Here is a 19,926-nt window from a genome sequence, read left to right as displayed (position 1 = left end):
CGCACTCAGCCGTTCCTCTATACCGGATTTGCGCCTAGTTTAATTTATACTCACTTATCTTTGTTTTTCATCTGCACGAGGCTATACTCGCCCATCCGAGAAAGTAGTTTTTCCCTTCGCTACAAAGATAATTATTTTATATAGAATAGCATGCATATTTTGACTCTTTTAAAGCCATTTTCTTATACCTAACTCAAACTGTATCAGGCAGTAAGCATTTCACATAACCTTGCAAGAACGTTTGTATTTTATTCACTATTGCAATCCTCAAGAAGCAATTCACACAGCCCCCAAATCGCTATTGCCACATACACTTTGCAAAACAGAAGCCCACGCTTTTCAAAAACTGTAATTTTGCACACCCGACTTGGCAACACCACTTTCGTCCAATCGCACACCAAGGGGATAAAACAGTGCCTTAATAAAAACAAGAAGGGTGAATCCGATTGAGCACTTTCACAGTCGGATTCCCCTTCTTTTAGCGTATAAGAGAGGTTACTTCTATCAGACTTTACTACAGCCTAATAACTCCCGAATAACCCTTTCATCCTCTTGAATAGCCCGAATCAATTCTTCTCGTCCGGAGAAACGTTGATCCCTGCGCACAAACTTTTCTAATTCAATACAAATAGACTTGTTATATAGCTCCTCATCCAAATCGAACAAATGTACCTCAATAGAACGCTCCTGCTCACTGCTTATCGTTGGGCGATTACCAATATATAGCATTCCGGGGAAAACCCTTTCGCCCACACGAACATACACGGCATACACCCCATTGGGCGGCACTAACTTATGCGGCTCTGCCAGCACTATATTGGCAGTCGGATATCCTAAAGTACGTCCTATATGCTGACCGGACACCACGATACCGCTCAAAGGATAGGGATAGCCTAACAACTTATTGGCAGCGACTACTTCTCCTCTACCCAATAGCTGCTTAATACGGGTTGAGCTGAATGGATTACCCTCTGTATCACAAGCCATATCAGCACGCTGTATCGTAAGGCCATGACGAGCCGCCAATTGATCTATGTTAAGTTGATTACCATAATGAGAGGCATGCCCAAAGGAGTGATCATAGCCCAAAAGCATATAGTGGGCATGTAACATTTTCACTACCACTTGCTCCAAAAACTGGTCCGCATCCAACAAAGAGAGTGGACCATCAAATGGAAGTACCACAGTGATATCGACTCCGACTGCCTCCAGGCGGGTCAGCTGTTCTGCTCCATCATTTAGACGGGTATAAGGATGCCCGGGACGCACCGTAGCAAGAGGACTTCGATCAAAGGTAACCACCATAGAGGGAAGATGACGCAACGCAGCTTCTCGCTTCAATTGGGTTAACAGGGCCAAATGCCCAAGGTGCACTCCATCAAAAGTACCTACGGTCACTGCCGTAGCATTAGGAAATACATAAGGATGCTCCAAGCGAAGGGCTCCGCATGCATCCCTCACGACCTTTATCGTATCCATAACATTGGGTTTTGCTTTGTTCTTTCGTGCCAGAGCTGGAAGTGCAACAACCCGCGCCCATCGTCACCCGCAGCTACGGTTCCTATTTTCTGTCCGGTCTTTACCTTTTGTCCGGTTCGTACGCTTACAGACTGTAGGTTTGCATAGACTGTAAGATAGTTACCATGTCGGATTATTACGGAAGAATTGTAGCCATCCACCATAAAAATAGAGGAAACAGTACCATCAAATACGGCTCTTGCACCGGTGCCTTTAGGAACGGCTATATCAATACCGCTCTTATTGGTTTGAACCCGACTCGCTGTTTTATGCTGTTGCACCCCATAGGAGGCCACTATCGTATAACTACCGGATACCGGCATCAGCAGATTACCCTTATTTTGGGCAAAACTACCACTCAATCGTCTCTCTTCAGCGGTCATGGCATATCCACCTTTGGTAACCGCCTTACGCTCTTCTGCCCCGGGAGATCCCTTCTCCTTAGCGGCTGCCTCACGTGCCTTACGCTCGGCTTCTGCTATCTCATAGGCAATCCGTTGCTCTATCTTCTTATTCAGTGCATTTGCACGCTGCTGGTACTTCTTTTTCTGCTGCTGTAGCTTCTTTTCCTCACCTCGGAGTTGGCTAACCTCTCCGCTACCCTTTTTCTGCTGTGCTAAGAGCTTTTTCATCTCTTGCGAGCGGGTCTCCATCAAAGCAGACTTCTTCTCTTTGTTGCTTGTTATGGCATCTTTATTACTCTCAATTTGTGTGCGGGTATCGTGCAGTTGCTTAGCCGCCTCCCGATGGGCAGCAGCATACTGGCTCAGAAAACGCATACGACGCAATCCCTCATCAAAGGTTGAGGAAGAGAGCAAGAAGAGCATTCTATCGTTACTTTTCGCACGGCGACGCAAAGCAATTACACTTTCTTCATAAGACTTTTGTCTGCGTAGCTCTTCACCCTTCAGCCGGACAGCTTCTGCGGAGAGGGTTTCGATATCCTTATCCAGTACCTTTATCTCTTTGTCTAATATATTAACCGCCTTTTTGCGCTGATTGGCCTGCTTTTTGAGTAGATTAACCTCCTTCTGCTTTTTGTAACGGTCGTTGCTCACCTTTTTGAGCTGGCGGTCGGTCTTCTCTACCTCCTTGAGAGCTTCCTGACGCTCTTTCTCCAATCGCTGTACCTCTTTACTCTTACTCTGAGCAAAACCGGCAGACGTAACCAGCATTAAAATCAAGGAAAGCAAAAAGAATCGTTTCATAAGCGTATCTAATGTATTTAAGACAAGAGTTTTATCAAGTCTGTCAATTTAATGGTTGTATATCCGTTGGGTTTACTAAGTGTAGGCAGGGTAGGTTTGCATCGCTTAGGCGCTTCCATAGTAAGCTGCAGCGTACCCCGGAGCGTATTGCTCCCCTCTAAATCAAACTGTACCGAAGTCGGCACCTTTCCTCCCGCATAAGGCACAAATGCCTCAGGGTAATACACAGTAAGCGCATAATCAGCCTCTTGCTTGCCGGAGGTATAGCGCACTTTGCGCAAAGTCTGTTTGCTCTCCGTAAGCTGATAAAGCGCATTGAGGCGCAATGGCTTATAGTAGGATTGAAAGCTATACTCAGGAAGAAGCTCCACATTACCCGCAGCACCATTCAGGGCCTTGCCGAAGAAAAAGCGCAACCATAGTTCGTAGCTAATGGGCATACCCAATGCCTCTGCCAGTTCCGTCCAGCCTATCTGTAGATATCCCTTGCCGTAATTGTCTATTACGGTGATTCCATCAGGCCGTATTCCCGCACGAAGCGCCTCATAGAATACAATAGGTCGTATAGAGATAGTCATACCTTTATCGGGTATATAACGCAGCTCCATACGGGCGGTCAGGTTCTTTCCTCCATTGGTAGCAACTGACATGGTACCTACCATAGCAAAAGGCTCTGTAGGCACGCTTTGTTCGTCTACAAAACGCAGTACCTCTGCTTTGGTTAAGAGACCTAATGCAGCACCATGTGTCTCTCTTGTTGCTTTACGGACCGAGCATCCGGCCATAGTCCACAAGAAGCACAACAAACTAATAACTGCGAGTATGTTCCTCCTGCTTATCATAATTTCTGCTTCATCTCCTCTATCAAATCCTTAAGCTTGGTGGATGGCTCTATTGCATTTGCCTTTTCAAGGTACTCCAAGGCCTCGTCATAATGCTCCTCTGCTATAAGGATCTCCGCATAATGCTCAAAAAAAGTTGCATGCTCCTTTTCGCTCAAATCAATTGCCTTACGCATATAAATACCTGCCATCAGATAGTCTCCATTTCTATAGAGCAGATAGGCATACGAGTCTAATATATTAGCATCTTCGGGAGCGAGCATAGCCGCCTTTTGCGCCATAGAGAGCGCCTTTTCCATATCTCTCCCCACTTGAGAGAGATAGTACGCATAATTATTTAATGCATACACGTTATTAGGCTCCAAGCTAAGTGCCTCATCGTAGCAAACAAAAGCCTCGTCCACTTTGCCGGAAGCATACAGCCAATCTCCCTTAGCCACATAAAGAGAGGCTCTGCCTGTACTATCGGTAGTTGGTACACCATGCAAGCCTTGATCAATCACGCGTATTGCGTTTGCATTATTACTCCGGTGTGTACCTTCAATCATTGACTTAATCAAATAGGGGGTAGCTTCTTTACCATCGCGAGCGATCAGATGATCCAGCACACTATCGGCTTCATCGAATTCCTTTTTATCTATCCTATGCTGAGCAAGCGTCAGATATACATTGGTACTATCCGGATAGGTACGCACCATATACTCCAATTGCCGAGAGAGCGGCTCCTCTTGCTTCAACATGGCGAGCATTTCGTAATAGAAACCGGATACTTTGTATGAATTAGGGAAACGCTCTTGCAAGGCGGCGCCTATCGGCAGATACAACTCATTAATCACTCCGTTATCCGTGCGATCTGCGGAGATGTGATTTACTATTGTGGCGATTAGCTCATCCTCTGCAAATCCTTTATTGGAGACCATATCCAGCATCATCTGCCGCGCTTCGTTACGCTTGCCATTCATGATCAACAGGGTAGTGGCAAGGCTCATCAGGTCTAAATCTCCATGCACCAATGCCACGTTATCCTGTATCAAGCTTAAGGCATCTTTGTAATAGCCGGATGTCAATAGCCGGTTAACCGTTGTATAGAGAAGCTCCGGAGAAACTGTCGTTCTGCTTCGGTAGCTACGCATAATCAGGTCAACAGCTTCCGCACGCTTTCCCTGCTCAGAGAGAATGCGAAAGAGCAGATCCTCTGCCGGAATACGTTCCGCCTCATTGCTATTCTGCTGCAAATACTGCGAAAGAGCCTCTACAGCCTTATCCAAATTGCCGCTATTGGCATACGCATAAGCCATACGGGGATAGAGACGTATAGCACTCGGGTTACGCTGCAAGTAGGCCTCATAGGTTTCTGCAGCTTCACTAAAACTATTGCGATCGAGGTAGTCCTCAGCCAGTAAAATCACGGCACGCTCATCATTAGGATTTAGCCGGAGAGCCTCTTGCATCCAATAAAGAAATGCAGTACGCTCCTTTGCCAAAAGCGCCATTTCACGTGCGGCAGTTCCGTTTGGCGATAGGGTATAAGCCATATGGTATAGATGAAAGGCCTCTGCCCGTGATGAAGGTATTTGCGACAATATAGAGGCCTGCTCAATAAGTGCCGACGCCCTACGAACAGAAGGCTCCGCTTGAAGAGGAGGAGGCGCTGCCCACAATCCGATGGACGGCAGGAAAAGCAACAACGCAAAAAGAGTAGAAATAGAATGCCTTATCATACTAATTTCGTGCGCCCTGTATGACCAAACCCTCCTTCGCCACGCTCCGTGGCATCCAACTGATCGACCGGCTCCCACTCCACCTGCTCATAACGAGCTACGACCATTTGAGCAATACGCTCTCCCGGCTCTATCCATACCTGCTCGGATGAAAGATTAATCAGAACGACACCTATCTCGCCCCTATAATCCGAATCAATCGTACCGGGGGCATTGAGTACCGTTATTCCGCGCTTCAGTGCCAGTCCGCTACGAGGCCTTATCTGCGCTTCATACCCCACGGGGAGTGCAATGGATAGGCCGGTGGGGACTAAGCAGCGCTCACCCGGCTGTAAGGAGATTGCTTCAGGGATAGCTGCTGATAGATCCATACCGGCAGCTCCTAAAGAGGCATATTGCGGTAAGGAGACCGCTCCGTCTCCCTGCTTGCGGTTAACTATTTGTATTCTAACTTTCACCCCTTTACTTACTTATCATACACTTAGGTATAAATATACTGCTAAGGTAGCAATAATCACGCACTTAACCGCTATTTACTTTCTCAGCGCTGCACAAGCAGAAGCTCCGGAATGGGTGTCCCTTTGAGAAACAGTTGTGTGCTATCATTGGCCTATAAAAGAGAGAGGCGCACCCATAGGCACGCCTCTCAATCGTAATTTGAATCAGAATCTGATGATTACCAGTTGCGGTGTTCGCTCAAATTCTTGTTATTTTCCAAGTCGCGAGTGGGGAATTCCCATATGTACATAGGATTATCAAGCGGAACGGTAAGATCCATATCTTCCGGATGTACAACAAATTCCACGCCCAGTGGACCGGCAGCTTTTTCAAGTTGCTCTTGGGATTTACCACGCTTAACGGGCACTCCCCAGCGTACTAAGTCATTGAAGTGGAAACCTTCACCCACCAACTCACGTACACGCTCGTCGCGAACGAAGTTACGCACGTCCTCTGGAGACTGGAATATATCGGCATCGAAGGATGCACCGCGTGCATTACGCAGCATACGGATAGCATCGATTGCTTCAGTCGTATGACCAGCTTCTACGGCTGCTTCGGCTGCTATTAAGTAAGCTTCTGCGGCATTGAAGAGGTGTACGCCTAACTTAAACTCAGGCTTCTTCTGATCACGGTTCAAAGACTTATTACCCTTGAACTTGGTGAGGGTATTGAACTTGGGCAAAATAGAACCATCTAAATAGAACGTTTCCTGGCCAATGTAAACCGTCTTACGAGGATCGCTCTCTTCATAGAGGTCAACCACCCACTGTTCAAGAACCAAGCTTGGTGTGAAGTAAATAACATCTACCATAGTAAGGTCTTGAGGATTATCGGTGGCGTAATCTCTCCCGAAAGAAGCCGCATAGATCCAGCTTGAGAAAGCACCATACTGAGGGGTTGTCTTGAAGCGTACCAATATTTCAGGGCTATCTTCAGTTACCCACAGACGCTCAAGCTCAGTAACCTTATCAGCCGGCTGCATGTTGGAGATATCCTTCAAAGGATAGTTATCCATTACATGCTTAGCAGCTGCATAAGCTCCTTCCCAGTCATGTTTGGTCAAGCATGCACGAGCCTTTAGGGCGTATGCATAGTCCTGAGTAATATAGATAGCAGGCACTACTTCCTTATTTGCTTTGGGTTTAATGGCTGCAATAGCTTCATCCAAATCCTTCATGATTTGGTCATAGACAGCCTTACGGCTTGCCTTCTTAGCCTGAGCATTTTCCAAAGGAGCATACTCTGTCTGAAGGAGGATGCCGTTAAATTCAGCATCGTCATCTACACCATTCCAAGGCTTTGAGAAGCGCTGAATCAAGCGCCAGTGACCCAAGGCACGAATCACCTTCATCTCGCCGATATACTGTTCAAGAAGAGCCTTGTCGTCAGCTGTAAGCTTCACTTCAGGATTCTCCTTTAATTCATTGGCACGATGGATAAAGTAGTTAGCCTGCATCAATACAGAGTAGTAGTTAGCATAGTATCCTGCTACAATAGCGTGATCTTGTACCGATTGTCTTTGCCAACGATACAGACCATAAAGGCTGTTGTTGTCTAAGAAAGTAAGGTGATACAGGTCACCCTGAACTTCGATACCATCCAACGCATTGGGAGATTCCACACCACGCAACAAAGCGTACACGGCATCCCTATTCATTTGTGCTTCCTTAAGTGTCTCAAAAGGCTTCTGCTTGGGAGTCCCCTCAGGATCACGCGTTACATCACAGCTTGCAGTACCTACAAGCAGTAAAAGCAGCGCGGAGAAAATATAAACTATCTTTTTCATTGTCTTTTAGTGTTCGCTTAATAGGTTAGAACTGTAATTGAAGACCACCTACGAACTGACGGGTAGAGGGGAACTTATTCATTGAGAAGCCACCGCTACTTACTTCGGGGTCAAATCCGTTATAGCTCTTGCTGGTAATAGTAAAGAGGTTACGAGCTGAGAAGTAAACCCGTACGCCATGGATCACCTTCGTATTCTTGAAGATAGAATTCGGCAACGTATAGCTCAGCTGCAAGTTCTTCAAACGAAGGAAAGATGCATTTTCGAGAAGACGATCGTCGAAGTTCATAGATTCACCAAACTTGGGGACATCTGTGTAAGGATTCTTGGGAGTCCACTCGTTGAGCAACTTCTTGCTACGGTTCAAGTACATAAAACCTCTAACGTTATTTTCGAGGAAGTAACGGTCATTGTTCATACAGTAACCCCCTGCCATATAAGAGAAGTCTGCTACAAGAGAGAGCTGCTTCTTCCAAGTAACGCCTAAAGAGAAACCACCACTGAAGGGAGGTGTAACCTTAGCATACTCAATACGCTGGAGCAGTTCGTCACTATACTCTTCGGTCTTCGTACCTTCTTTCGTATACCACATCTGCTTACCATTTACAGGATTGATACCTGCAAAGCGTACAGCATACATTACAATAGGTTTACCTACATCATAGTGAGCCAAGTCACCGAGACGATAACCGTACTGGTTGGTTTGCTCACTGAAGAGCTTATCGATGCGCTCAGCATTGTAGTTGAACGTTGTGCTGAAGAATGCTTCCCAATCCTTGGTCTCGATAAACTTATAGGTAATATCAAGGTCAATACCCTGATTGGTCATAGCCCCTACGTTCTGCCAACGAGAAGAATAACCGGTTGCATAAGGAATAGGCACACTCATAAGCATGTCGCGCGTCTTACGATTATAGTAGCTCAAGCCTATCAATAAGCGGTCATCCCACATACCGTAGTCGATACCTACACTGAGCATACCCTGGTTTTCCCAAGTAAGGTCTTCATTACCGATAGACGTTACACCGAAAGCAAGTTCGTCGGTATAGTTGATAATACCCGTCATAGGCTCTGCTGCATAGAGAGGAATTGAGGAGTTACCCTGCGTACCATAGTTAGCCTTGAAGCGGAAGGTACTCATCCAATCAATATCCTTGAAGTGTGTACGATAGATATCATACATACCACCGACTGAGAAGAAGGTAGCACCTTGGTGATTCTTACCGAAGCGGCTACTACGGTCATGACGAATAGTTACGTCGAATGCCATCCAATCTTTATAAGTGTAGTTAACACGACCGAAGAAAGAGAGGAATGCATAGGAGTAACTGCTCTGGCTCGGGAGAACCAAATAGTCACCTCTCTGACCATGGCTGAGGTACATAAAGTCACGACTCAGTAGTCCACGTGCTGCAGCACTGAAGGACTCACCCTTAGCATCTACAAACTCATGTCCCAAAAGGAAGGTAAAGCTATTGTCGTCATTTGCGCGCCACTTGTATTCAGCCGTATTGGTCCAAGTAGCTACATAGCCCTGATCAAATGCCTGCTGATTAGAACCCAAACCGGTTAACTGAGGATGATCAGGATAGAGCTTATAGCTGGTGCGGCCCATAGACCAATCCATACCATATTGAGTCTTCAAAGTAAGACCTTGAATCGGAGTGAACTGTGCATATCCGCTTGCATTCAAACGCGTTGTATTCGTTTCATCATCCACGAAGTCGCGAAGGAAGTTCGGCATGTACATACGTGCATTTTCAAATACAGGTACACTTCTGTGTACACGGATATAGTTAGCATAACCACGATAACTGCTACTCAAAGAGTCTCTTCCATCTCTACCGGTCCAGTAGGGGCTGTAGTACTTAGGCATAATCATGGAGCCAAACGTACCACCATCCAAATATGGACCACCGAAACCACCGGCAGCAGTCTGCTTAACCAAACCACCGGATACATTTACACCTATGCGCATCCACTCTTTTACACGAGCGTCTACATTAGCACGGAAGTTTAGCTTCTGGTAGTGAGAGGGGTCTACGGAAATACCATCCTGCTTAAAGTAACCACCGGATAGATAATAGGTAATGTTTTCGCTACCTCCTGAAACAGAGAGGTCGGCTTGGAGTACAGGAGCCGTACGACCCATATATACGTCCAACCAGTTGTAGTCCTTATCTATGATAGCATACTTACCGGTCTTATCAAACGTACCGCGGAAGTTAGTTCCTTGGAAACCTTTTACGAAGTTGCCGAATTTATCTGATTTTATGTGTCTTGCTTGATAATCAAATAATTCCTGACCGGTCATCAATTGATTCATCGGGCTGCTGGTGATCAGCTGAGAAACACCATACATGATGGATGCATTAACCACACCATCCTGATTGTGCTTACCCTTCTTGGTAGTAATTACAATTACACCGTTAGCAGCACGCGCACCATAAATAGAAGTAGACGAAGCGTCCTTCAATACAGTGTAGCTCTCAAAGTCGCTCGAGTTCATTGCCATTACGATACCTGCAGAAGTTTGTACACCATCCACAATGTAGAGGGGTTCTCCACCGGCTCCCAAGGAGGCCTGACCGTGAATTTGTACAGAAGCTACTGCATTAGGGTCACCTGATCCCGTAGAAACCTGCATACCGCTGACCTGACCTTGCAAAGCGTCCATCACGTTAGCTACAGGTCTGTTTTCCAATTTTTCACCGGATACACGAGCTACAGACCCTGATACCGTACTGAGCTTCTGCCCCGTACCGTATCCAACGACAACTACTGCGTCCAATACTTCTGAGTCAAGAGTCATCGTGACGTTCATCACAGGTTTGATATCCAATGTAATCGTTTTGAAGCCCACTGCACTAAACTGCAGCTGCTTAGCATTGGTCGGCACAGAAAGTGTAAACTTACCGTCGATGTCGGTAGGAGCACCAATACGGGTCTGACCAACTACAACTACGTTCACACCAATGATCGGCTCATTATCTTCACTGGAGATAACGGTACCGGTTACTGTCCGCGTTTGGGCTGATGCCCAACCCAACCCCATAAATAGGGTCAGGAAGAATAGAGATAATCTTCTCATAGACATTCTTTTCCGTTTCTTTACTGGTGTTATTCTTTCTATTTTTATATTCTTCTTTATGCCTGAAGGCGCGCTTCCACGTCACCTATTAGGCAGCTTCTAAAGCGTTTCTAAGCTATTTCCCTCTTCACCTTCTCGCCCAAAGATACACATTCTTCGGCTTTTATCCGCTACAAACCCAACCCCACGGAGAAAGCTCCAAAGGATTAGTTACGCGTACCTTTGAGAGACAAAGGTAACGATAAGTTTCGAAATAGCTACAAAATAGAGACATTATCACCACAATACCCCCTTATTTAAGCCACTCGATCGGCTCTTTCTAAGATTGTACACGTTAATGCCGCTAAGATATTTCGTTCTGTATACAGAGTGTTACTTTTGCTTCTTCTCTTCTTACGGCAAGAAAAGCTACTTGAGGTAGACTTTAGTTGCGTAGCTTGCTCCCTGCATGTCGGCTACCAGCACATAGCCTCCGGCAGGCAATTGATGCTGTATTACTTCGTCGGTGTTTACATGCTCATAGCGAGCCGCCATACGACCATTCTGTGCATAGATGCAGAGCGTAGTAGTCTGTTGGCCTCCCTTAAGGGAAAAGGTGCCCTCCCCGACTGCAATACGCAAAGCTTTCCGAGTAGGCTCCAAGTACTTTATACCCGATGTATTCGTAGCAGGCACTTCGCAACGCACAAAGTAGGGCTTGCTCTCTCCACTGAAAGAAGTGAAGAAGCCACTTATGTAGAGCCATCCTTGAGGATCATAGGTCAGTCCGCTCACAATAGCATTCGGGCCGGTACCAAAGCTCACGTCCTCCGAAGGCTGCGATGCATCGGGGAGTAGGGGATAAACAAAGCTACGAGCCGCATTCCACAAAGCTCCTCCACCTATATATAGGTATTTATCTGTGACTACAAGGCCGTTGATCATATCCTCATTCTCCTCTACATTTTTATCCGAGAAGTCGTATGCATTAAAATCCTCTACCGGAGTACCATCCAAATGAATCGCCGTCATCAGATTGACAAACTTGCCGAACGCTCTATAGAAAGAGCCTGCCACTATGATTGTATCCTTACCCTTCAGTGCTAATGCACGAGGCGCACCATAGTCAAACATAGGACGGGCAAAAGACTCATCAAACTTACCCTCAGCGGTGATATGAATCAACTTTTTGTTCAATGACGAACCATTATATCCCCCAAACATACCTCCAAAGTATATATCCCCGGAGGGAAGCAAAAGGGCGGCATCCACATAGGGAGAGCTTTTGAAGTAAATATCCTTATCGGTAGGCAAGAAAGATTCATCATGCACTCCCTCAGCTGTAAAGCGTGCAATCAACGGAGCCAGCTTACCATTTAGTCGGTTGTAGCCTCCCAATACATAAAAAGAATCATCGGGACGAACCAATATTTTATTTAGCTGTAACTCCCATTCATACTTTCCGTTATAGGAAGAGGCATCTAATACAAAGAGATTATCATTCTTAAAGCTCTTGTCCAGTGTACCATCTTCATTGAGTCGGATCAGCATCCCCACAGGTGTATCGTTATAGGTTGTAAAGGAGCCTATAGCCAGTATTTTGCCATTTGATTGGCGTGCTATACAGGCAACCATTCCATTGGTACCTTTTCCATCGGGATTAAATGTGGGATCTGCGGTACCATCCCCGTTTAAGCGTGCGATACCGGATATCTTTCGACCACCCACTTCCTTAAAGTTTCCATCCACGAGTAACTTTCCCTGCTCTAAGAGAATCACATTTTGCGGATTGGAATCGGGCTTAGGAGAAAAGGATTTATCTAACTTCCCATTTCTTGCTTCATTCTGAGCAAACGACCTGCCCGTGCATAGAGCACAGCATGCCAGTAGGGCAACAGAAAAAAATAATACTCGCTTCATTCTATCTTTCACAATACTACTTTATCTACCCAAATGCGTCCATCGGCAAAGCGAGCAATGGCCACCATAGCTCCCTTTAGATTCGTGGTGTGCTCCAAGGCAAGCGGTGAAGCCTGCAAGCAGCGTCCATCCAAGCTTCGAAGCGTAAGCTCAAAAGGCTCATTGGCATCAAAACGAGCTACTTGCTCGCTTACAGAGAGGCGCACTGCATCATGCGGAGCGGTGAGGAGCTCGGCATTGTCCGGAGTATAGTTTTGTGCCATAATAGGCAGTAGCACAGCTTCTCCGGTAACCCGATGGTGTGCCAGCATACCGAATACGGTCAAAGCACCGGACGGTATTACATTCGGATTAGTCAGAAAGAGGAAGGGGAAGAAGTTTTGCATCTTTAGGGTATTTCCCTGACTATCGGTAATAGTCATGTCCTCCATCGGGCCAAAGCGATAAGGCACCGTGCCATCCTGCTTAGGCATTAGTTTCACGTTTTGTATTGAGATAGGTGCATACATATTGTATGCTTGGTTATCGAGCAGCTTGCTGATATTATTTGTGGTGCGATTAATGAATTGGAAGGGCTTGTCGGTAACCTCATATTCCCCAGGAGTATCTAATACAAAGTAGAGGTTATGGTCACGCTCTACCAACTGCCCTACAATGCGCTTAGCAATGAGTGCATGCTCAGGCAGGCTACCGAATAATTTATCGTGCAGTCTCGGATCAAACAGCATGATTCCCTTCTCCCCATCCCAAAGCCACTTTTCCGGTGTGATGATCACAGGGAAGTTTACAAAGGTAGTCCGCTTATCTAAAATCACTTCGTAAAAGCCCCCCACCGGTGCTGCTAACAGCTCTTCCAATGAATGCAGCGTAGAGATAGGCTTTACCGTGAATTTTGTCACATGATCCTCTAAACCCTCATAAGGCTTACCGGTGCTGCCATCCATAAAGCGAAGCCGTATGGAGTGATCCCCCAGCGCTAAATTCTCATAGGTAATAAGCGAATCGACAGATTGGAGACGCCAGTGACGTGTAGGCGTATTATCATCCAACTGAATCTCTATATAAGAGGAGGAGGAAGCACCACCTTGATCAGGGGGGCCCATAATCCACTCATCGCCATTTGCCACCGGATGGAAGCTCAGTGTAGTCTGTGCCGTTTCGAAGCGATTGAATATACTCGCCGGATAGATGGTCCATGGCTGTCGCATGGCGATACTGCCATCGGGCTTTTTTAGGTTGTAGAAGGCCACATCATCCACTATGATACGCCATCCGCTGCCGTTCTTCCTATCCAGATCCTTAAAATATAATCTAAAGTGGTAAGAAGCAGCCTGCTCTTCGACCCGCTCATAACGCCCCGTAGTCTCTTGTGTAGCATCAAACTTCAGATCCGTTTCAGCCCACGTTTTGCCGCGATTGAAAAGCTCTTTCACAAACCAACTTGAGGCTCCGTTGAAGATCAACCCGTCAAGACCACTCTGTATATAGGAAAAAGTTACCTGAGTAGCCTCAATGGGATCTACTGTTTCCATCATGGCAGGCACACCATCTACAAAGCCGGCTGTAAGCTCCAAAGCACGGTTGCCAAAAGTTATTCCGGCTTTATTATCGTCTATAATTCGGCCGTTTACGATATGCCACCTAACCCCATTGATCGTAATGGTATCGTTGGTGAGCGTTTGGGTCGGCACATCCTCAAAACCCGTTTTATAGTATGGCTTCGGGGGTTGTGGAGTCTGTGCTTGGAGCGACAGGGTAGCCCATGCCGCAAGCAGGAGATAAAGTAATTGTTTTCTCATCGTATATCTGTGTTCTGTATTTGAATAGAAATATTAGTATACTTCAGCAAAAGAATAGCTGCTTCGCGCCTCAATGCTTCGCCAATGCATAGAGTAGCTTGATCTCCTCTGCCCAGCGGCTCTCGTCAGGAGTCTCCAAAATAAGCGGCATATCGTTCAAGCGCGGATCGTTCATTATCATATCGAAGAAGAGGGGTGACATTGTTCCCAAGCCAATACTTTCATGCCGATCCACCCGACTGCCTAATTCCTTTTTAGAGTCATTCAGATGCATCGCCCTGAGGTACTGTTTACCAATAATCGTATCAAATTGATGCCACATCGCTTCATATCCCTCCCTTGTACGTATCTCGTAACCGGCAGAGAGCGTGTGTGCGGTATCTATACAGACCCCCACCCGAGACTTATCATCAATGAGCTCTATAATGGTGGCAAGCTCTTCAAAGCGGTTGCCGAGATTGGTCCCTTGTCCGGCTGTATTCTCCAGAACAGCCACTACGCCCTCCGTTTTCGAGAGTGCTATATTGATTTCCTCAGCAATTAGCTTTAAGCAATCATCAATAGAGATCTTATTCAAGTGGCTACCGGGATGAAAGTTGAGCATAGGAAGCCCCAATTGCATACAGCGCTGCATCTCGTCCAAAAAGGCATCTGCACTCTTTTGCCGCATTTCGGCATCCGGATTACCCAAGTTTATCAAATAACCTGCATGCGGAAGTACATGCTTAGGCGCATACCCATACTCACCCAGTAACTGCTTAAAGGTCTCGACAGAGGTGTCGCTCAGTGGTTTTGCCTTCCATTGACGTTGATTACGCGTAAAAAGAGCAAAGGCTGTTGCTCCCAGCTCATGGGCATTCACAACTGCCTGCTCGACTCCGCCCGAAGCACTTACATGAGGGCCTATAAATTTCCGCTGTGCGTCCATATATATACAACTTTTTTCCTTCTCCCCATCATCAAAATTGCGACTCCAAAGATACAAATAAATAAATAGCTCTAAGACTGTGAGCCTATTTCAAACTAAGCTCTCTCCCATCAGGCTGAAAAAAAGATCTGTATCTTTCAAACAAAACATCCATACCTTTCAAATGAAACATCAGAACCTTTCGTTTGAAATATCTATACCTTTTGCGTAAGTCTACTTAGAGCGGGCACCTCCGTACCCAATGCTACCCATCTAAAGGTCCACCAATTAGTAAAAAAAAGACCACCCCTCCCGACTAATCGGGAAGGGTGGCCAAGCTATATATTCAGTAATTACGACCTGATCTTAGCGTACAACCTTGACAACGGCACCATCTACTTTTACGAAATAGATACCTGCTGCATAGCCACTCATATCTATTCGCTTTTCAACAGTTTCGATCAAGTTACGACCTGTAATATCGTAAATGCGTACTACGGCATTGTCTGCACAACCGGAAACTAATAGTTCGTTACCGGCGAGACGCACAACTAACTTTTGTGCAGCTACATTTTCAATAGGTGAATACACAGCTACTCCCACACTGGCATCCTTCGTTACCGTCAGACGATAGGTGTTCTTATCCTTCGTATTCTCTACTGCATTGCCATCTAACAACCAGCTCTTTACATTGTACTTTTCATTGCTCGGGGTAAAGGTAAAGTCAATTACAGAACCCTCCTTAACCGGTGTGTTGCTCGAATACGTTTCGTTCCCCACCTTAGCAGAGATAGTACCTTCTGTAGGCTGGATGATCATTATCTTGTAGTAAGCAACGGCTTCCTTATAATCCAGTTCAGCCTCTACGTCGGACTTAACTACATACTCACAGTAATAGTATCCCTTACCATCACTCTTCAAAGGTAGCGTAATGGATCCGCCCTTCGTATTTAATGTAATGCTAAATAACTGGTATTTCTTTTTAGCCGTTTCGGAGAACATAGCCCCTATCTTCAACTTGGCATTCATCGGCACGGCATCACCATTATATACCTTTACCGTCTTATTATTCTTGTTGACATAGGAGGCAGATATCATAATATCTCCATTCTCATAGGACTCCTTGAACTTAACCACAGGATCGGGTGCGGGCTGCTCTATATCCAGAGTAACCGTAATTGCCTTAGCGGGCATCACATACTCCTTCGTATAGGCTCCGAGATTGTCCTTATCGGCATCTGTTACAGGCAGTTTAATAGGATCTTCTCCCTCAGGAGTAACCACGAAGGCCTTGACTATACTCTTGCCCTTCATCGGGGCAGCCACAAGCAGAAGATTAGTACCGACAGGTACCTCTGCTCCGGAGCGCAAGTACTTATACTGGCCATCGTCACCCTTCATTCTTACCACTAAGAAGATATCACCATTGGCCTGAGTGGGTGAGTAATTCACAGCATGCTTTTCAACCACCGGCACTTTTTCCATCAATGCACTAATGCTTATATCCTTAGTAGCTGTAAAGTTGCCCAGATAAGAGCCATCTTCGTTAAGGGTGAGGTTGCCTTTATCCTTACTAAAGACCTCATCACCTACCGTAATGCTCTTGATTAGATATTCAGCCTTAGGCTCTACTTTTACATAGTATGCTGCATTCTCATCAAGGTCATAAGTGCCATTTGCTGCGGGCTGCAAGACGGTTGTCTTATCTGCGCCCAAGAGCGTAATGGTACCATTTTCCGGTTGTGTGACGGTAATATGTACAATCACCTTCTTTAGCTTGAAAGTAGCCGTACAAGAGGCTATGTCGGCATTGGCTACTACTTCAGCGTAGATAGCTCCCGTAGCAGCATCCGCAACTGCCTTACCATTAGCTACCGTATAAGCAACTCCATCAATGGTAATAGACTCAGCTTCATATTTAGCAGTAGGTGTAGCCGTAATGCGAACTGTCTTACCCTTTTCAACCGATACCACTCCATCTACAGGGGTTAGCTTCTTACTTCCAACGGATACAGTAAGCGTACCTTCTTCAGCAGCCGGAGCTGTAAGCGTGATCTTTACCTTCTCCGGAGCATTTTCATAATTAAGCGTTGCCTTGGCATCCTCTTCAATGAAGTAGAAGCAGTAATATATATCATCCCCATCATTGGAAAGCTTCTTTGTATAAGGATCTTTTCCTTCAACTTCAAAGGTGAAGCTCTTCAGCTTATAGACACCCTGCTCTGTAGCCTTGGCTGACATAGTAACCATAGCACCTACAGGTACTTCATCGCCACTATGAATCGCAACGGGATTGTTATCCTTATCGTCATACTCGGCCGTTACCAATATTTTGCCACCTTCGTAAGACTCTTGGAAGGTAAGCTTCGGATTTACTACAACCGTTGCACCTGTGTACTCAAGACTTACCGTAATGGCCTTCCCGGGCATGGTATAATACTTCACATAACTACCATCCTGAGCTAAATCAGCGTCCGCAACCTCTAAGCGAATAGGATCTTCCCCTTCGGGAGTTACTACAATTGCCTTGATTTGATAGGTTGCTTTATCAGACGAATAGGCACCAAGCTTCAGTTTTCTTCCCTTCTGAACGTTATAGCCGGAATAGATATTCACATAGTCGCTATAGGTATCATTCCATGCGGCTACTGCCAAAAGGACCTTACCATCTTCATAAGAAGACTCAAACGTAACAGCACTCTCGAGGGACTCTACGATCACAGCTGAAATGGTAATATCACTCTGTGCATAATTATACCCCCAGTAAGAGCCATCGCTCATCAGGTATAGCTGGCCGTTCGCCTTACTATAAGTATTGCCACCTATGGTAACACTCTCAATTTGACATCCGGTATTGGGCACAATCTTCACATAGAAGTCTCCATTATCTTCAACCGAATACACACCGGAGCCATCAGGCTGAAGCGCCGTCTTCTTATCCTCTCCATAGATAGTGATTACGCCATTCTCAGGTTGGATAACCGTAAGGTGGCGCATCGTTTTCTTACTTTTGAAGGTAGCCGTACAAGATGCAATATTGGCACTTGCTACTACTTCAGCGTAGATAGCATCAGCATCTGCTACAGCCTTACCATTAGCTATTGAATAAGCGACACCATCAATCGTAATAGCCTCAACTTGATACTGAGCAGTAGGCGTAGCTGTAATACGAACTGTCTTGCCCTTTTCAACCGATACCACTCCATTTACAGGTGCTATATCTGTACCACCAACCGATACGGCAAGCGTACCTTCTGCAGGAGCCGGTGCCGTCAGAGTGATCGTTACCTTCTGCGGAGCATTAATCACATAATTAAGTGTAGCCTTAGCATCCTCTTTGATGGTATACATGCAAGAGTAATCTCCATCTCCATCATCAGAAAGCTTTCTTGTGAAAGGAATTTTTCCCTCAACTTCAAAGGTGATGCTCTTTGGCTTGTAGACCCTCGGCTGGGTAACCCTTACGGTCATGGTTACCAGAGTGCCTGCGGGCACTTCTTCGCCACTATGAATAGCAATAGTATTATTGTTCTTGCTGTCATACTCAGCCAATACCAATATCTTGCCACCTTCATAAGACTCTTGGAAAGTAAGCTTCGGGTTAACCACGACAGTACCGCCCGTATATTCCGGACTTACCGTAATAGCCTTACCGGGCATGGTATAATACTTCACATAATTACCATCCTGATCTAAATCAGCATCCGTAACGGCTAAGCGAATAGGCTCTTCCCCTTCGGGAGTTACTACAATTGCCTTGATTTGATAGGTTGCTTTATCAGACGAATAAGCAGCAAGCTTCAATTTCGTTCCCTTTTGAACTTTATCGCCTGAATAGATTCCGGCGTAGTCGCTATAGGCTTCATTCCATACAGCTACTGCAAAAAGGACCTTACCTTCTTCATAAGAGGTCTCAAATGTGACAGCACTCTCAAGGAACTCTATAATCACTGCCGAAATAGTAATATCTTTCTGTGCATAATTATAACCCCAATAAGAGCCATCTTCTTTTGGTTCTAAGTTACCATTAGCTCTACTGTAGGTATCATCACCCACTTTGACGCTCTCTATCCGACATCCTGCATTGGGTACTACTTTTACATAGAAGTCTGCATCGTCTGCTATTGAATACACCCCACCGGCATCGGGCTGGAGTACCGTCTTCTTATCCGCTCCATAGATAGTGATCACACCATTTTCCGGCTGTATAACCGTAATCTTGTGCATCGTAGCCCCTTCAGGTGCCATCATAGGCTTGGCTAGAGTTAGGGCAGTAGCTTCTATCGCTGCTCCAAAATCCATAGCCGTGGCAGGGCGTGTCGTCTCTCCAACGGAGAGCATACTCTTACTCTCCCTCACTACTCCCCCTATATCGTAGACAGGCGTCAGTGATTCGGAAAGTAACATAGTTACACTCGCAATGAGTGCACTAATGAATAGTAATAATTTCCTCATACCTAAGACTCTAAATATTATTTATTTTCTTTTTTTGCTTTTTATCAAGCGGTATTCATTACCAAGCGGTAAGAACCGAGACAAATATAGTCATTTATTCTATTACGGTACTAATTGAATAGAGAGTATAACAAATCAATCCACAAGAAATGCGTCACTATGTCAAAAGAAGAAGCATACTTCGTGCTTTTCATATAGT

General features: G+C 45.7%; 11 protein-coding genes. All 11 read right to left on the bottom strand.

Going from position 1 to position 19,926, the window contains the following annotated elements; translation table 11 throughout:
- Positions 1-504 precede the first annotated feature (504 nt).
- Positions 505-1,479 carry a riboflavin biosynthesis protein RibF gene (gene ribF, locus ACLWMH_RS00490; protein ID WP_411914819.1) on the bottom strand — a complete coding sequence of 325 codons (975 nt, stop codon included), beginning with the start codon at positions 1,477-1,479 and terminating at the stop codon, positions 505-507.
- The gene (locus ACLWMH_RS00485) at positions 1,467-2,726 is read right to left on the bottom strand and encodes a murein hydrolase activator EnvC family protein (protein WP_411914818.1); all 1,260 of its coding nucleotides are present in this window, start codon (positions 2,724-2,726) and stop codon (positions 1,467-1,469) included. Before ACLWMH_RS00485 ends, ribF begins: the two co-directional genes overlap by 13 nt.
- Positions 2,727-2,743: 17 nt before the next feature.
- Positions 2,744-3,511: a DUF4292 domain-containing protein gene (locus tag ACLWMH_RS00480; RefSeq protein ID WP_411914817.1), complete on the bottom strand. Its 768-nt coding sequence runs from the start codon at positions 3,509-3,511 to the stop codon at positions 2,744-2,746.
- 53 nt (positions 3,512-3,564) lie between these two features.
- Positions 3,565-5,289: a tetratricopeptide repeat protein gene (locus ACLWMH_RS00475; RefSeq protein WP_411914816.1), complete on the bottom strand. Its 1,725-nt coding sequence runs from the start codon at positions 5,287-5,289 to the stop codon at positions 3,565-3,567.
- Entirely contained in the window at positions 5,286-5,747 is a 462-nt protein-coding gene (dut, locus tag ACLWMH_RS00470; protein ID WP_411914815.1) for a dUTP diphosphatase, read from the bottom strand. The genes ACLWMH_RS00475 and dut overlap by 4 nt, the downstream gene beginning before the upstream one ends.
- A gap of 218 nt (positions 5,748-5,965) precedes the next feature.
- The gene (locus ACLWMH_RS00465) at positions 5,966-7,576 is read right to left on the bottom strand and encodes a RagB/SusD family nutrient uptake outer membrane protein (RefSeq protein WP_411914814.1); all 1,611 of its coding nucleotides are present in this window, start codon (positions 7,574-7,576) and stop codon (positions 5,966-5,968) included.
- A 25-nt stretch (positions 7,577-7,601) separates the two neighbouring features.
- Positions 7,602-10,667: a SusC/RagA family TonB-linked outer membrane protein gene (locus tag ACLWMH_RS00460; RefSeq protein ID WP_411914813.1), complete on the bottom strand. Its 3,066-nt coding sequence runs from the start codon at positions 10,665-10,667 to the stop codon at positions 7,602-7,604.
- A gap of 408 nt (positions 10,668-11,075) precedes the next feature.
- Positions 11,076-12,566: a delta-60 repeat domain-containing protein gene (locus ACLWMH_RS00455; RefSeq protein ID WP_411914812.1), complete on the bottom strand. Its 1,491-nt coding sequence runs from the start codon at positions 12,564-12,566 to the stop codon at positions 11,076-11,078.
- 8 nt (positions 12,567-12,574) lie between these two features.
- On the bottom strand, positions 12,575-14,365 hold the full coding sequence (locus tag ACLWMH_RS00450) for a hypothetical protein (RefSeq protein WP_411914811.1): 1,791 nt from the start codon (positions 14,363-14,365) through the stop codon (positions 12,575-12,577).
- A 70-nt stretch (positions 14,366-14,435) separates the two neighbouring features.
- Positions 14,436-15,293 carry a deoxyribonuclease IV gene (nfo, locus tag ACLWMH_RS00445; RefSeq protein WP_411914810.1) on the bottom strand — a complete coding sequence of 286 codons (858 nt, stop codon included), beginning with the start codon at positions 15,291-15,293 and terminating at the stop codon, positions 14,436-14,438.
- Between the two features lie 345 nt (positions 15,294-15,638).
- Entirely contained in the window at positions 15,639-19,727 is a 4,089-nt protein-coding gene (locus ACLWMH_RS00440) for a hypothetical protein (RefSeq protein ID WP_411914809.1), read from the bottom strand.
- Positions 19,728-19,926 lie beyond the last annotated feature (199 nt).

The organism is Porphyromonas miyakawae, assembly GCF_045865415.1.
Lineage (GTDB): Bacteria > Bacteroidota > Bacteroidia > Bacteroidales > Porphyromonadaceae > Porphyromonas > Porphyromonas miyakawae.
Note: the sequence above shows the minus strand (reverse complement) of the source record. Positions and strands in the feature narration are given on the sequence as shown.

Coding starts and splice junctions, on each gene's coding strand:
- ACLWMH_RS00455 (WP_411914812.1), bottom strand. CDS start 12,566: ATGAAGCGAGTATTATTTTTTTCTGTTGCCCTACTGGCATGCTGTGCT.
- nfo (WP_411914810.1), bottom strand. CDS start 15,293: ATGGACGCACAGCGGAAATTTATAGGCCCTCATGTAAGTGCTTCGGGC.
- ACLWMH_RS00475 (WP_411914816.1), bottom strand. CDS start 5,289: ATGATAAGGCATTCTATTTCTACTCTTTTTGCGTTGTTGCTTTTCCTG.
- ACLWMH_RS00440 (WP_411914809.1), bottom strand. CDS start 19,727: ATGAGGAAATTATTACTATTCATTAGTGCACTCATTGCGAGTGTAACT.
- ACLWMH_RS00485 (WP_411914818.1), bottom strand. CDS start 2,726: ATGAAACGATTCTTTTTGCTTTCCTTGATTTTAATGCTGGTTACGTCT.
- ribF (WP_411914819.1), bottom strand. CDS start 1,479: ATGGATACGATAAAGGTCGTGAGGGATGCATGCGGAGCCCTTCGCTTG.
- ACLWMH_RS00480 (WP_411914817.1), bottom strand. CDS start 3,511: ATGGCCGGATGCTCGGTCCGTAAAGCAACAAGAGAGACACATGGTGCT.
- ACLWMH_RS00450 (WP_411914811.1), bottom strand. CDS start 14,365: ATGAGAAAACAATTACTTTATCTCCTGCTTGCGGCATGGGCTACCCTG.
- ACLWMH_RS00465 (WP_411914814.1), bottom strand. CDS start 7,576: ATGAAAAAGATAGTTTATATTTTCTCCGCGCTGCTTTTACTGCTTGTA.
- ACLWMH_RS00460 (WP_411914813.1), bottom strand. CDS start 10,667: ATGAGAAGATTATCTCTATTCTTCCTGACCCTATTTATGGGGTTGGGT.